At 60.8% G+C, this 14366-nt stretch carries 13 protein-coding genes; 11 read left to right on the top strand and 2 right to left on the bottom strand.

The window, feature by feature from the left end; all coding sequences use genetic code 11:
- The first annotated feature begins 87 nt into the window (after positions 1-87).
- Entirely contained in the window at positions 88-1287 is a 1200-nt protein-coding gene (gene tuf, locus EDD78_RS09385; RefSeq protein WP_079699739.1) for an elongation factor Tu, read from the top strand.
- Positions 1288-1629: 342 nt separating this feature from the next.
- Positions 1630-2319, top strand: a complete 690-nt coding sequence (locus EDD78_RS09380) for a DUF4358 domain-containing protein (RefSeq protein ID WP_079699738.1) — start codon at positions 1630-1632, stop codon at positions 2317-2319.
- Positions 2320-2443: 124 nt separating this feature from the next.
- Here EDD78_RS09380 and spoIID read toward each other — a convergent pair whose 3' ends face one another.
- Positions 2444-3553, bottom strand: a complete 1110-nt coding sequence (gene spoIID, locus EDD78_RS09375) for a stage II sporulation protein D (protein ID WP_132084772.1) — start codon at positions 3551-3553, stop codon at positions 2444-2446.
- Between the two features lie 271 nt (positions 3554-3824).
- On the opposite strand from spoIID, the gene EDD78_RS09370 reads away from it, so the two are divergent.
- The 9 genes from EDD78_RS09370 to larB all read left to right on the top strand — a co-directional run bounded on the left by EDD78_RS09370 (position 3825) and on the right by larB (position 13435).
- Complete coding sequence (locus tag EDD78_RS09370) at positions 3825-5171, top strand: citrate synthase (protein ID WP_079700470.1); 1347 nt, start codon at positions 3825-3827, stop codon at positions 5169-5171.
- A 129-nt stretch (positions 5172-5300) separates the two neighbouring features.
- A complete protein-coding gene (locus tag EDD78_RS09365; protein ID WP_143533591.1) occupies positions 5301-6086 on the top strand; it encodes a hypothetical protein in 786 nt (261 codons plus the stop codon).
- 202 nt (positions 6087-6288) lie between these two features.
- Positions 6289-7935: a hypothetical protein gene (locus EDD78_RS09360; RefSeq protein WP_079699735.1), complete on the top strand. Its 1647-nt coding sequence runs from the start codon at positions 6289-6291 to the stop codon at positions 7933-7935.
- 48 nt (positions 7936-7983) lie between these two features.
- Positions 7984-8799, top strand: a complete 816-nt coding sequence (locus EDD78_RS09355; protein ID WP_079699734.1) for an HAD-IIA family hydrolase — start codon at positions 7984-7986, stop codon at positions 8797-8799.
- A 134-nt stretch (positions 8800-8933) separates the two neighbouring features.
- Complete coding sequence (locus EDD78_RS09350; protein ID WP_079699733.1) at positions 8934-9305, top strand: hypothetical protein; 372 nt, start codon at positions 8934-8936, stop codon at positions 9303-9305.
- 37 nt (positions 9306-9342) lie between these two features.
- Positions 9343-10428, top strand: coding sequence for a DUF3810 domain-containing protein (locus tag EDD78_RS09345; protein ID WP_132084770.1), 1086 nt, complete (start codon positions 9343-9345; stop codon positions 10426-10428).
- A 98-nt stretch (positions 10429-10526) separates the two neighbouring features.
- Entirely contained in the window at positions 10527-11885 is a 1359-nt protein-coding gene (locus EDD78_RS09340; protein WP_132084769.1) for an aldehyde dehydrogenase, read from the top strand.
- A complete protein-coding gene (locus EDD78_RS09335; RefSeq protein WP_132084768.1) occupies positions 11882-12670 on the top strand; it encodes a YdcF family protein in 789 nt (262 codons plus the stop codon). Before EDD78_RS09340 ends, EDD78_RS09335 begins: the two co-directional genes overlap by 4 nt.
- A gap of 12 nt (positions 12671-12682) precedes the next feature.
- A complete protein-coding gene (gene larB, locus EDD78_RS09330) occupies positions 12683-13435 on the top strand; it encodes a nickel pincer cofactor biosynthesis protein LarB (RefSeq protein WP_132084767.1) in 753 nt (250 codons plus the stop codon).
- Between the two features lie 50 nt (positions 13436-13485).
- Here larB and EDD78_RS14000 read toward each other — a convergent pair.
- Positions 13486-14366 (bottom strand): hypothetical protein (locus tag EDD78_RS14000; protein WP_207668670.1); only part of this gene is annotated, 881 nt, incomplete at its 5' end.

Here is a 14366-nt window from a genome sequence, read left to right as displayed (position 1 = left end):
TTTTGAGCATTTATTGGTACAATACGAATTGTAGCTTGTCAAATTTAAATTTTAAAAAATGAATCCATAAAGGGAGGAAAACCGCTAATGGGAAAAGCACATTTTGAAAGAACCAAACCCCATGTAAACATCGGCACCATTGGTCACGTTGACCACGGCAAAACCACTCTGACTGCAGCGATCACCAAGACCCTCGGCATGAAGGGCGATGCGGAGTACGTTGCTTACGACATGATCGATAAGGCTCCGGAAGAGAGAGAGCGCGGTATTACCATCAACACCGCTCACGTTGAGTATGAAACCGACAACCGTCACTATGCTCACGTCGACTGCCCCGGACATGCCGACTACGTTAAGAACATGATCACCGGTGCTGCGCAGATGGACGGCGCGATCCTGGTCGTTTCCGCTGCTGACGGCCCGATGCCCCAGACCCGCGAGCACATCCTGCTTGCCCGTCAGGTCGGCGTTCCCTATATCGTCGTGTTCATGAACAAGGTCGACCAGGTCGACGATCCCGAGCTGCTCGAGCTCGTCGAGATGGAAATCCGTGAGCTGCTCTCCAGCTACGATTTCCCGGGCGATGACATTCCGATCGTCAAGGGTTCTGCCCTCAAGGCCCTCGAGGCTCCGAACGACATCAATGATCCGGCTTATGCCCCGATCCTTGAGCTTATGAAGGCGGTCGACGATTTCATCCCGACCCCTGAGAGAAAGGCTGACCTGCCCTTCCTGATGCCCGTTGAGGACGTCTTCACCATCACCGGGCGTGGCACCGTCGCCACCGGCAGAGTTGAGCGCGGCCAGCTCAAGACCTCTGACGAGGTTGAGATCGTCGGCCTGCGGGACGAGAAGCAGAAGACCGTCGTCACCGGCATCGAGATGTTCCGCAAGATCCTCGACTACGCTGAGGCTGGCGACAACATCGGCGCTCTGCTGCGTGGTATCCAGAGAAACGAGATCCAGCGCGGTCAGGTTCTCTGCAAGCCCGGCTCCATTCATCCGCACACCAAATTCCATGGCCAGGTGTACGTGCTGAAAAAGGATGAGGGCGGCCGTCACACCCCGTTCTTCAACAACTATCGTCCGCAGTTCTTCTTCAGAACCACCGACGTGACCGGCGTTGTCACGCTCCCCGAGGGGACCGAGATGTGTATGCCTGGCGATAACGTCGAGATGGACGTTGAGCTGATCACCCCGATCGCGATCGAGGAAGGTCTGCGCTTCGCTATCCGCGAGGGCGGCCGTACCGTCGGCTCCGGCGTTGTGACCAAGATCAACGACTAATTTGCGCTTTTAAAAGGCGGAGGGATTTTCCCTCCGCCTTTTTTGCGTTCCCGGTGAAACCTGTATATTCCCCGGTCAAAAAGAGAATACTACCAGCGTAAAGCGGGCTGCAAATAGGCGCCGGATGAACAAAATGTAAATTCTTCCTGCAACTTGCAGGAAATGATCTCCTGTGCGGCACCTATATCATGCACGCCCGCTTCGGGCGGCGACCGGGCCTGCCTGGTATCACTGCGTATGCAACACATTTTTGAACTCAGAGTTTCGTACCCTTGCCGCCATCGGCGACCATTTCGCATGGCGAAACCGGTATGAAACATCCAGAAAGGAATGGTCATTTAAATGAAAAGATTGATTACGGTTTTGCTCGCGGGAGCGATGATGAGCGCCATCTTCGCGGGCTGCGGCAGCGACAAGGACAAGGGCTCCAGCTCCTCGATGAGCCAATCTTCGAGCAGCAGTTCCTCCTCGTCCTCATCGATGTCCTCCAGCGAAGAAGGGGACAAGGTCGAGATCATCATCAAGGATGCGAAGCTCAAGGAAGCCTTTGACGCGGTGCGCAGGGAGTTCGGCGAGTTTTACGTCTCGATGCCCTCGGTGATCACCGAGCAGCAGATGCAGGAAATGTACTATATCAACCCCGATGACATCGAGGAGTTTGCCGGTGAGATGTCCATTGCCAACGTCAGCGGCGACACCTTCGTGGCGGTCAAGGCCAAGCCCGGAAAGGCCGACGCGGTGGCCGAGGCGCTCGAGAAGCGCCGTACCGATATCATCGACCAGTTTAAGACCTACCCGGTCAATTTCATGGACATCAAATCCGAGGCCGCCAAGGTCATCACTGAAGGGGATTACGTTTTCCTGGTGCTGATGGGCGACATCAACGTCCCGGATGGGGAAGAGGCCTCCCTCGAGATGGCTCAGAAGGAAGTTGAGCGCGCCGAGAACGCCATCAAGTCGGTGTTCGAGGGCTCTGGTTCCTCCGCTGCTTCCAGCGATGCCGGTTCCTCCTCGGACGCGGCTTCCAAGTAAACTATAGCAAAACGGCCCCGCCGGCCTAACAACCGGCGGGGCTTTTATCTGTCTAATAGTAATTTCGACAAGAATTGGGATTCGCAAGAGTCCGAGGTCTATAGCAGCGGGAATTGCGCATACATCACTTTATCCTCACCAGATCGGCGCCCTGGTAGTAATGCGCGAGGATCTCCCGGTAGTCCGAGCCCTGGCGGGCCATGTAGTCCGCGCCGTACTGGGACATGCCGACCCCGTGCCCGTAGCCGGTGACGGTGAAGGAGAAGGAGCCGTCCTGGTAAGAAATCTTTGCATTGGTGCTGCGCAGCCCCAACGCCATGCGCAGCGGCTGGCCGGCCACCGTGGTCTCCCCGATCTGGATTTCGGTGATATAGCCGGAGTCGGAGCGGGTGATATCCGTAAACCACCCGGACGGGTCCTGCGGCAGCTCGATCCCGGGATAGAGGGTTTTGAGCACCGAGGCGACCTGGTCGGCCGGGAAGGTTTCGGTGGTCTCATAGTCGGGGGCCAGCCGGTCCCCGGGGCTGCTGACCGGGACGAGGTAATCCGCCGAGCCGGTCCAGACGTTGGAGGCCGCCTCGGTCATCCCGCCGCTCATTGAATGGTAGGCCGCGACGATCGGCTCGTCGTCGTAGACCAGGATCTGGTTTTCGACCTGCTGTACCGCCTCTTTGACGGCGGGATAGTACACGTCGAAATGATCCCCGTACATCTCGCGGGCGGTGGCTTCGCTGACGTAGCCCTCCCGGTTTTCGGTATTGATCTCGAGATAGGCGCCCCGAAGGCGTTCGGTTGGCGCGCGGGACTCCTGTTCCTTACAGCGCAGCAGGTAGCTGTGGGCGGCCACCGCCTGCGCCTTGAGCGCTTCGGGATGGAACTGGGGTGGCATCTCGCTGCAGACCGCCCCGAGCACGTATTCCTGCTGGGACATGGTGACCACCCGTCCGGTGGCGCTGTCGAAGAGCTTGACCGGCTCGCTCAGCGCCTCGACCCGGCTGATGGGGAGGGCCGCGGCCTCTTTGGCGGGCTGCTCCTCCTGCTGCGAGGAGGCGGGGGATTTTTCGCTTTGATCCGGGGCCTGGCTCCCGGAACTGATCCGCGCGCGGGGCGCCGGCTGCTCTGAGGAGGCGGCGGGCGGAGCGGATACTTCCCCGCTTTGCTTTGGCAGGCTGAGCAACGGCAGCAGGACCATTACCGCCGCGAGCAGCCCGAACAAGAACAGGTAATACTTCATTTACGCTTACTTCCTTTCCCATATGGATTTGGCCTGTCCGGTTTGAAACCAACTTAAAATGCAGGAATAAAATGTGAAACTTGCAATTTTAATTTCTAAAATTGGTTGTCCCAATTGTAAAAACAGGAGAAAAAATGGATTAATTTACATCCGGCCCCCATATTTGGTTGACTTCCCGCAGCAGGTGATATATTATTAAACAATAGTATAAAGGGGAGGGTGAAGCGCATTGGCCGAGAAAATGAATAATTCCAAGACCAAAAATCCATCTATGCAGAGGGCTATTAAAATCTTATGCGATGAATTCCGCAAGTATAACCATATCGACCCTGCAAATTATGACCTGTACAACGTCAAGCGCGGGCTTCGCAACTCGGATGGGACCGGCGTGCTCGCCGGACTGACCCAGATCTGTAACGTGCACGGCTACGTGATGGACGAGGGAGAGAAGAGCCCGATCGACGGTGTGCTCACCTACCGGGGGATCAATGTGCAGGACCTGGTGGACGGGTGCCTGCGCGACGACCGGTTCGGCTTCGAGGAAGCGATCTGGCTGCTGCTCTTCGGCAAGCTGCCGACCAAGTCCCAGCTCGAGGAGTTCATGGGAATTCTGGCCAGCCAGTGCGAACTGCCCCCCTACTTCCTGGAGGATATGCTGCTCAAGGCCCCATCGAAGGACTTGATGAACATGCTCGGACGCTCGGTGCTCGCGCTCTATTCCTACGACCAGAGCCCCGACGCGACCGGCTATGAGGAGCTGCTGCGCCAGTCGATCTCGCTGATCGCGCGCATGCCGATCATCATGGTGGCAGCCTACCAGGTCAAGCGGCGGGCGTTTGAAAAGAAGAGCATGTACCTGCACGACCCGCGCTCTGATTATTCGATCGCGGAAAATATCCTGCGGCTGCTGCGCAATGACAAGAAGTTTACCCACGAGGAAGCGAAGCTCCTGGATATGTGCCTGATCCTGCACGCCGAGCACGGCGGCGGCAACAACTCCGCCTTTGCCGCGCGGGTAGTGACTTCGTCGGGGTCAGATACCTATTCCTCCATCGCGGCGGCCATCGGCTCGCTCAAGGGGCCGCGGCACGGCGGCGCAAACTACAAGGTGATGGAGATGCTCGACTACATAAAGCGCGGGGTCCAGAACCCCGAAAATGACCAGGAGGTCAAGGATTTCCTCGCACGGATGATTAAGGGCGAGGAGGGGGACCGCTCCGGGCTGGTCTACGGGATGGGCCATGCGGTCTACACCAAGAGCGATCCGCGCGCGGTCATCCTCAAAAAGCATGCGCTGAAGCTTGCCGCGGGCACCGACATCGAACGGGATTTCATGATCCTCGACGCGGTCGAGCGTCTCACCCCCGGCGTTTTCGCCGAAACCAAGGGCTCCACCAAGGCGATCTGCGCCAACGTGGATATGTACTCCGGCCTGGTCTATAAGATGCTGCGCATCCCCCACGACATGAATACCGCCCTCTTCGCGACCGCGCGCACCCCCGGCTGGTGCGCCCACCGCATCGAGGAGATGCTCTTCGGCGGGCGGATCATCCGCCCGGCTTATAAGTCCCTGTCCTACGACCAGCCGTATATTCCGATGTCCGAGCGGCAATCATGACAGAAGGACCATTCAGCACGGAAATTCAGCGGCACGCGGCAAATCTTTGCCGCGTGCCGCTGGCGCAGTTTGTTCTTTTCTGCTATAATGGTGAACATACAGAAATTTTGGGATACCGGAGATGACGCCATGACTTTATTGGGAATCTTGTTTATACTGCTCACCGTGCTGGAGAGCGCCGCGCGCTCGGTGCTGGGGCTTTTCGCCATCGCGCCCGACACGGGGTTTTATACCGGGATGGGCGGACTGGTGCTTGCCCACAACCTGCTCTACCTGGTCGGGGCGGCGGTCCTGGCGCTGCTGATCCTGCTCCCCCGGGAAGAGCCCAGCCTGCCTGAATATCCGGGCAGGACGCTGCCCATGCTGCTGGCGGCCACGGGGCTGGTGCTCTGCGTGGGCTCCTTCGTCTCCTTCTTCGGGGACCTATACGATTTCACCGCGGGCGGGGACACCCATTTTGGCCGGGTGGTCGCGGGGCCGTTTGCCATCATCGCGGCGGTGGCGATGTTCTATCTCGGGCTGCGCGCGCTGCATGGGGAGTACCGGATGAACATCTGGGGAGCGAGCATGCCCGCCCTCTGGATGGCGGTGCAGGCGGTGGGCCGGTTTATGGAGTATAAGACCATCGCGAGCATCTCGGATCAGACGCTGGAGGTGGTGACCCTCTGCGTGGGGGCGCTCTTCTGGCTGGCGCATGCGCGGGTGGTCTCGCCGCAGGGTGGACTCCCGGCGCGCAAGGCCAAGTTCTGGGCGCTGCTCTTTTCCCTGTTTTCGGTTTCCCTGTGCGTCGGGCAGGCGGTCGCGACGCTCAGCGGGCGGCAGATCTCGGTGCAGATGCCCCTCATCTCGATCGCCGGCTTCCTGCTGATGGGCGTCTACGCCGCCCTGTTCGCCGGGGAGCTGAAAAAGGAATAGCACCGGTATATACAGCCAAGCGGGGCGGCCTGCCGACCGAGTCGGAGGCCGCCCCGCTTTTTGATTTTTTGCACGAAAAGAAAGGGAGATTACCGCCGAAACGACCGGTTGTAATGAGAAGAAAAAAATAGTATAATTTAAACGATTGGGTACAATATGATTTGATTGTGATTTAAAAAGAGGATGAAAAGGGGGGAGTCGGATGAAACGGGTGCTGGCGCTCATGCTGAGCCTTTTGATGCTCAGCGCCTGTACGGCTCCCGCCTCGCAGGACGGGCGGCAGGACTCCCAGCCGGAGATCAGTTCCGGACAGGACGAGCGCGGGCCGGTGACGCTGAGCGCCGAGCAGACGGATGAGATTTCGCAGATGGTTCTACAGAGCGCGCGTTTTATCTCCGACGAATTTTCCTCCGGGCAGAACATCCCGGTTTACGATCTGACCCGCTTCCTCTACGAGCGCATGAAGCTCGACGGGGCGGACACGGGTTTTGAGCAGTCCGCGGATGCGCTGACGGTGTCCGTGCCGATCGACCAGGTGCGCAGCTACGCCAAGGCGTATTTCGGGATCGAGGAGCTCAAGATCGACTTCATGAGCCAGCAATATTTCGACGGGCAGTATATCACCATCCCGCTGCCCGACGAGGAGGAGCCCAAGCTCCCATATGAGCTCGAGGTGCTGCGGGTGGAGACGGTGGGCAGCCGGATTTCGGCGGTGCTCGGCCTTCGCAGCGGGGACGTGCTCTTCCAGCAGTGGAACTACACCCTGCGCGCCGACAAGAAGGGGAACGTCTACTTCGAGTCCATGCTCAAGCGCCCGGTGGAATACGGGCTCTATGCGATCAACGGCCCGGTGGGGGTCGTCACCACCCTGATGGGCCTGCCGGTCAGCGATCGCACCCTCGGCGGCTTCCAGTTTTCGCCGATGGGGGAGGGGATCCTGTGCTGGATCAGCAACGGCCGGCAGCTGCGGATCGGTTTTCTGGATTTACAGACCTATAAGAGTGAGCAGTACATCACCCTGGAAGGGCAGGGGCAGGAGGAAAACGACTTTTCGGTGCAGGTCAGCGGCGATCAGATTTTTGTCTATCAAAGGGACCGGATCACGGTGCTGGACCAAAACCTGATCACCGTGCGCACCATCCTTTACCCGCAGGAGATGCTGGCGCTGTGCGACGAGGAGACCACCGACTTCGCCCTCTCGCCCGACCTTACCACCCTTGCCTTTAACGACAGCGACGGGGTGAACGCCTATAATCTGGAGACCAAGGACTGGCGGCAGCTGATCGTCCATCCGGCCTCGGGGGCGAGCGGGGTGAATTCCTACTGGCGGCCGGTGGAGTGGAATGCGCGCACCGGGGTGCTGCTCCTCGAGCAGGCCACCCGCAAGGGGAGCGCGGGCTTCGCGGCGGTGACCATCGGCGGCAGTCGCAAGGTCATAGACCTCACCGGCGACAAGGACACCCGCTGGCGGGTGTCGGGGGAGCGGCTGATGGTGTTCGACCCACAAAGCGCCGACAAGGAGCTGCTGCTGCCGGACCATTATGCGGAATATAACCTTGCCACCGGCTCTTATAAGGTGGAGCAGGGCGGGGGCGCGCGCATGCCCGAGACCACCGACATGTGGATCGGGGAGGACAAGCTCTTCTTTGCCGACCGGCTCAAGATCGGGCGGAACATGGTCAACTCCTATTCCATCCGGGCGGTGGACAAGGCGGGCACGCGGCAAACGACGCCCGATTTCGGCTACGTGGACAAGCAGGGAAAGCTCAGCTTTAAGGCGGTGAGCAGCGGGGAGCGGATCGTCGCTGCATGCAGCGGGGTTTTCCTCGACGCGATCGTGATCATTTGACAGAATACAGTGCGCGGAGTGTAGGCCGCGTGGGGTTTGGAGGAGAAGATGGACTATTCGGCACTTTCCCGTATCAAGCTGTTTTTGCTGGATATGGAAGGGACGTTTTATGCGGGGGGAAAGCTGCTTCCCGGCTCAAAACGGTTTCTGGAGGCGATTGGGGAGCAGGGGGCGGACTACCTGTTCATGACCAACGACTCGTCGCTCAACCGGTATGAATATGCGGCAAAGCTGGGCGCGATGGGGCTGGAGACCCCGCACACCAAGGTGCTGACCTCGGGCTATGCCACCTGCGCCTATCTCAAGCGGCGGCAGCCGGACGCCAAGGTCTACCTGGTCGGCACCCCGGCGCTGCAGGATGAATTCATCCGCGAGCGGATCGACGTGGTCAACACCATGCCCGACTATATCGTGCTCGGCTTCGACACCACCCTGACCTACCGCAAGCTGAGCAGCCTCTGCCAGTACGTGCGCTCGGGGGTGGAGTTCATCGCCACCCATCCCGACCTCAACCACGCCAGCAAGGAGGGCTACCTCCCGGACATTGGCGGGGTGCTGGCCTTCGTCAAGGCCACCACCAACCGCGACCCGGACATCATCATCGGTAAGCCTTACCGCTACATGCTGGACATCGTGCTGGAAAACACCGGGCTGTTGCCCGAGGAGATCGCCGTGGTGGGGGACCGGCTGTATACCGACGTGGCCTTTGGGCGCAGCTGCGGGATTCCGTCGATTTTGGTGCTCTCGGGCGAGACCTCGATCGACGATCTCAGCCGCTGCCCCGTCAAGCCGGACTACACCTTCGCAGACCTGGGCGAGCTGGCCGAGCGGCTGTCGCGCGTCTATGCGCGGCATCGAAGATAGCGTACATATTGCTGGATAAATTTACACGGGCCGCCGGGGGACATCTTCCATTTGGATGGATGCATCCCGGCGGTTTTTATGTTAAAATAGTTGTAAGACATTTTACATTTGATGCCATCTGCGAAGGGCATTATGTGAGCGGACAGATTGCGGGGGATGCGTGCGTGGGCTGCAAGACGGTGAATATCGAGGCAGGGAGGCCGAGCGTCGAGGTGGCGCTGCAGCGCCTTTCGCAGGAGCTGCGCCTGGGGAAGGCCAACCGGGTCGGGGCGCTCAAGGTGATCCACGGCTACGGCTCGACCGGCTCGGGCGGCGCCATCCGGGACGCGGCCCGCCGGCTGCTCGCAGAGCGCCGGCGGGCGGGGATGATACGGGACTTTGTGGGCGGGGATGAATTTTCCGCCTTTTCCCCGGCGGGGCGCAGGGCCGTCGAGCTGCTGCCCGAGCTGCGCCGGGATACCGACTACGGCAGGGGGAACGACGGAATCACGATCGTGGTGCTATAGGGCTTTTGTCGCCTGAGGGGCGGAAAGGGTCTCCGGTATGAAAAGAATACGGACACATCGGGTCACGTTCGCCGCCTGGGGAATGATTCTGCTTTCCCTGGGGCTGCTGTTGTGGGCGCAGCACAGCACCCCCTTCGCCGAATGGTACGCGACAAGGGTCTATCCCGCGCTTTCGTACGCCGTCGGCTATCTGACCGGGCGGCTGCCCTTCTCGCTGGGGGAGCTGCTGATCTGCGCCCTGATCGCCGGGGCGGGCGTGGGGCTTGCCTTGCTCGGGGCGTATCTGCGGGGGCACGCATCCCGGCGCCGCGCCGCGCTTTTTGCGGCGGCGCGCACGGCGCTGCTGGCGGGCGGGGTCATCCTGCTGCTCTTCACCCTGCTTGGCGGGATCAACTACCACCGCCTGCCCTTCTCCCACTTTGCCGCGCTGGAGGTGGGACCCTCCCCGGCCGAGGAGCTCGAGGCGCTCTGCCGCTCGCTGATCGGCGAGGCCAACGCCCAGGCGCGGCTGCTCCCGCAGGAGCTGCCGACGGTGCGGGAGCTGGGCGCCAAGGCCCCCGGGATCATGGAGGACCTCTCCCGGGAGTTCCCGGCGCTTGAAGGCTACTATCCGAGCCCCAAGCCGGTGTTTTTTTCACGCGGGATGTCTTATCTGCAGTTGCTGGGGATCTACTTCCCGTTTACAGCGGAAGCCAACTTCAACGCCGACGCGCCCTACCACGAGATTCCGGCCACCCTCTGCCACGAGCTGAGCCATCTGCGCGGCTTCATGCGGGAGGACGAGGCCAACTTCATCGCCTACCTGGCCTGCGAGGGCTCGGGGGACCCGGTCTTTCGCTACAGCGGCGCCCTGCTGGCGCTGGACTACGCCATGAGCGGGCTGTACGGGGTCGATCCCGCGCGCTGCGCAGCGCTCTATGAGGATTACGGCGAGCGGCTCATACTGGACCTTAACGAAAGCAGGGTCTATTGGAGCCGGTTCGAGGGCCCGGCCGCCACCGTTTCGCGCAAGGCCAACGACGCCTATCTCAAGGTCAACGCCCAATTCGACGGGGTGCGCAGCTACGGCAGGATGGTGGACCTGCTGCTCGCGCGGCGGCGCACGCAGGAAAATATGTCATAAAAGTTAACAATTCGTTACCAAAGGGGAGAAGATTTTTCGCTGTGGATGAGGTATGATAAAACGGTGAATGGTGCACAATTCGGTAAAGGAGACGGAACATGAACCTCATCGATATGCAGCAAAAATTCTTTCGCACCGGGGCGACCCGCAGCGTCGATTACCGTATCCGGCAGCTGCGCAGCCTCTACCAGGTGATTTTACAATATCAAGAGCGGATCATGCAGGCGCTGCGCGAGGACCTCTCGAAAAGCGAGCAGGAATCCTATCTCACCGAAATCGGCATGGTCCTTTCCGAAATATCCTACGCCTTACGCCACCTGCGCCGCTGGAGCCGGCCGAAGGGCGGCGGCTTCTCGCTCGCCGCGCCCTTCTCGGTGAACCGGGTCTATCCCGAGCCGTACGGCGTGGCGCTGGTGATCGCGCCGTTCAATTACCCCTTCCAGCTGGCCCTCTCGCCGGTGGTCAGCGCCCTGGCGGCGGGCAACTGCGCGATTCTCAAGCCCAGCGAATACGCCCCGAACACCGCGGCGGTGATCAGCGAGATGCTCAACAACAATTTTGAGCAGAGGCTGCTGGCGGTGGTCACCGGAGGCCCCGAGGTCGGCCAATCGCTGCTGGGGCAGGACTTCGACTACATCTTTTTCACCGGCGGCAAGACGGTGGGTCAGAAGGTCTACGAGGCCGCGGCGCGGGGCATGGTCCCGGTGACGCTCGAGCTTGGCGGCAAGTCCCCCTGCCTGGTGGACGCCAGCGCCGACATCGAGGAGGCCGCCCGCCGGATCGTCTGGGGCAAGTGCCTGAACGCCGGACAGACCTGTGTGGCGCCCGACTACCTGCTGGTGCAGGATTCGGTCAAGCAGAAGCTGATCGCCGAGATGTGCAGGGCGATCGAGAAGTTTTACTCCGCCGCGCCCGAGCAGAACCCCGACTACCCCAGGATCATCAACCAGGCGCACTACGAGCGGCTTTGCGAGATGCTTGGCGAGGGGACGGTGGTGGCCGGCGGGCGCACCAATGAGCAGGAGCTCAAGATCAGCCCCACCATCATCGAAAACGCGCCGTTTTATTCCAAGTTGATGAACGACGAAATCTTTGGGCCGCTGCTGCCGGTGATCGAATTCAGCCAGCTCGAGCAGGCCTATGAATACATCTCACTGCACGAACGGCCGCTGGCGCTCTACCTCTTCACCCGCCGCCCGCAGGTCGAGCGGGAGGTCCTGCAAAAAATCCAGTTCGGCGGCGGCTGCATCAACGACACGGTCATCCACCTCTGCCCGCATGACATGCCCTTTGGCGGGATCGGCCCGAGCGGGATCGGCTCCTACCACGGCAAGGCGGGGTTCGATACCTTTACCCACTATAAATCGGTGCTCAAGACGAGGGGGCGGCTGGATCTGCAGCTGCGCTATCCCCCCTTCGGCAAGGTGAGCCCCCTTGTGCAGAGGCTGCTGCGATGACAGGGGGCGCTTTTGCCGGGAGGCGGTGGCTGCGCCTGTGCTACGGCGCCTTCGCCGCGGCCGGGCTCTTCTTCGGGCTGCTGCCGCCGCTGCTTTATGGGATCGTCAATCCCGGGGTGCTGGCCGTGCTGGGGGCGGGCGGCCTCTATGCGGCAATGGTCCTCTTTGAGGGGAAAATCCGGGACAGGCTGGGAGGAGGCTTTCGTACTTTGAATATCCTGCTCGTTATCCTGCTGGCCCTGGCGCTGATGGCCTATCTCGGCTTCACGCTCTACTGGCGGGGGTACTGCGCGCGCTATGCGCCGCCGGCGGGGAAGTACCCCCAGACGGTGATCGTGCTCGGCGGCGGGATCGAGGGGGAGCGCCCGAAAAAGATGCTGGCCAGGAGGCTGCAGGAGGCGGCCGGCTATCTTAAGGAAAACCCACAGGCCGTCTGCGTGGTGTCGGGCGGCCAGGGCCATGACGAAGACTACAGCGAGGCCCATGTCATGAAAAAGTATCTGGGCGAGCTGGGGATCGACCCGACGCGCGTTTTTTTGGAGGAACGCTCGGGCAACACGCGGGAGAACCTGGCCTTTTCCTCCGGGGTGATCGGTGAAAACGGGCTTTGCAGCCAGGTCACGGTGGCCAGCGACGGGTTTCATCTGCCGCGCGCCGGGATCTACTGTAAGCGCGCGGGGCTAAGCTTGCAGGGGGTGATCCCCTCGCAGACCCCATGGGGCCTGCTGCCCAGCTACGAGCTGCGGGAGATGGCGGCGCTGTGCAAGGCGCTGTTGGGATTTTAGGAGGGACCAAGCATGGACAAAAGCCAGATCGAGGCGCTGCTCGTCGGCGTGCAGCAGGGGAAGATCGCGGTGGACGAGGCGATGGAGCAGCTGCGCGAGCTGCCCTACAGCGACCTTGGCTATGCCAAGATTGACAACCACCGCGCGCTGCGCAACGGCTACCCCGAGGTGATCTTCTGCCAGGGCAAGGCGCTGCCCCATATCCAGGGGATCGTGCAGAAGATGCTCGAGCGGGGGGAGCGCAACATCCTGGCGACCCGCGCGAGTCGCGCGGTGTATGAGGCGGTCGCAGAAATCACCGGCGAGGCCGAGTATCATGAGGATGCGCGCATCGTGGTGGTGCGCCGCCAGCCGGTGCGGCTGAAAACCGAGAAGCCGGTCGCGGTGGTGACCGGCGGCACGGCGGACATCGCGGTGGCCGAGGAGGCCGCCGTGACGGCCGAGGTACTGGGAAACCGGGTGGAGCGTCTTTACGACGTGGGGGTGGCCGGGCTGCACCGGCTGCTCTCGAACACCGGCGTGCTCTTTTCCGCCAACGTGGTGATAGCGGTGGCGGGCATGGAGGGCGCGCTGGCCAGCGTGGTCGGGGGCCTGGTGGACAAGCCGGTGATCGCGGTGCCAACCAGCGTCGGGTACGGGGCGAACTTCGGCGGGCTCTCGGCCCTGCTCAGTATGCTCAACTCCTGCGCCAGCGGGGTGAGCGTGGTGAACATCGACAACGGCTTCGGCGCGGGGTACCTCGCGAGCATGATCAACCAGATGTGATCGTATAAAAAACGGGACGGCGTTTATGCCGTCCCGTTTTGACAGTTGGATCAATGATCAAATGCACGCAGAACAGGCCAGCCGTTTTGCATTCTCCAGACATTTGTAAAGTCCAAGCCGGGGTAAGAAGCGTTGGCATTGACATAGACGGTGTTGAGATTGTTAACGCCATAGGAGCTCCAGACGCGCAGTGCGCAAGGGGCGCTGGGCCCCCAGTAAACATTGGTCAGAGAAGGCGGGCTGGACGGCTGATAGCGCGGAGCGATGGCTCCGGTCCAAATTTTTCCGGGATTGGGTCCGGTAAAACCGCCGCGGGAATAACAGTTTTTGACGGTCGCACCCGGTTGGAGCGTGTCGCTGAGCAGCCCGCCGGCAAAGACGGAGTCGCCCGTTGTGTTCCCCCAAGAGATATTCCCGGTATAATAGCAGTTGGAAAGGGTGGAATTGGTAAGGGTGCCGCCCAGCCCCCCAAATAGGATGTTGCCGTAGGTATCACCTGTCGCAGAATAGACGTTGCAGGCAGAGAAGCATTGATCTATGGTCGTATTTTCGCTATAAACGAACAGTGATCCAGCATATGGATATTCGACTGTAACGGAGCCGCCGGGGATACCCACTTTTTGCAAGGTGGAGTTGTTGACGCTGCTGAAAATAGAATTGTTACAGCCGGTGAGCAAGTAGCCGTCTCCGTTGTAATTGGCATAATTGAGCGGGACAGGAGGCCATAACGAACTGAGTGAAAACTGGATGTTGCGATCCTGCCTGAAATATATCCGTGACGAGGAGGAACCCTCATGGGAAAAGATATGCGAGAGCTGCGCCTGGCTTGTGACGAGCCAGGGACTACCTGAGGTACCGGCCCCGGAGCCGTAGCCCCCGGCCGAGAGGGCGTGCGCGCAGCCGTTGACCGTAACCGTGGCGCTGCCCGATT

The organism is Harryflintia acetispora, assembly GCA_004340125.1.
GTDB classification, from domain to species: Bacteria; Bacillota; Clostridia; order Oscillospirales; family Ruminococcaceae; genus Harryflintia; species Harryflintia acetispora.
Note: the sequence above shows the minus strand (reverse complement) of the source record. Positions and strands in the feature narration are given on the sequence as shown.

Coding starts and splice junctions, on each gene's coding strand:
- EDD78_RS09340 (WP_132084769.1), top strand. CDS start 10,527: ATGAACCTCATCGATATGCAGCAAAAATTCTTTCGCACCGGGGCGACC.
- tuf (WP_079699739.1), top strand. CDS start 88: ATGGGAAAAGCACATTTTGAAAGAACCAAACCCCATGTAAACATCGGC.
- EDD78_RS09355 (WP_079699734.1), top strand. CDS start 7,984: ATGGACTATTCGGCACTTTCCCGTATCAAGCTGTTTTTGCTGGATATG.
- EDD78_RS09365 (WP_143533591.1), top strand. CDS start 5,301: ATGACTTTATTGGGAATCTTGTTTATACTGCTCACCGTGCTGGAGAGC.
- EDD78_RS09360 (WP_079699735.1), top strand. CDS start 6,289: ATGAAACGGGTGCTGGCGCTCATGCTGAGCCTTTTGATGCTCAGCGCC.
- larB (WP_132084767.1), top strand. CDS start 12,683: ATGGACAAAAGCCAGATCGAGGCGCTGCTCGTCGGCGTGCAGCAGGGG.
- EDD78_RS09345 (WP_132084770.1), top strand. CDS start 9,343: ATGAAAAGAATACGGACACATCGGGTCACGTTCGCCGCCTGGGGAATG.
- EDD78_RS09335 (WP_132084768.1), top strand. CDS start 11,882: ATGACAGGGGGCGCTTTTGCCGGGAGGCGGTGGCTGCGCCTGTGCTAC.
- EDD78_RS09380 (WP_079699738.1), top strand. CDS start 1,630: ATGAAAAGATTGATTACGGTTTTGCTCGCGGGAGCGATGATGAGCGCC.
- EDD78_RS09370 (WP_079700470.1), top strand. CDS start 3,825: ATGCAGAGGGCTATTAAAATCTTATGCGATGAATTCCGCAAGTATAAC.
- spoIID (WP_132084772.1), bottom strand. CDS start 3,553: ATGAAGTATTACCTGTTCTTGTTCGGGCTGCTCGCGGCGGTAATGGTC.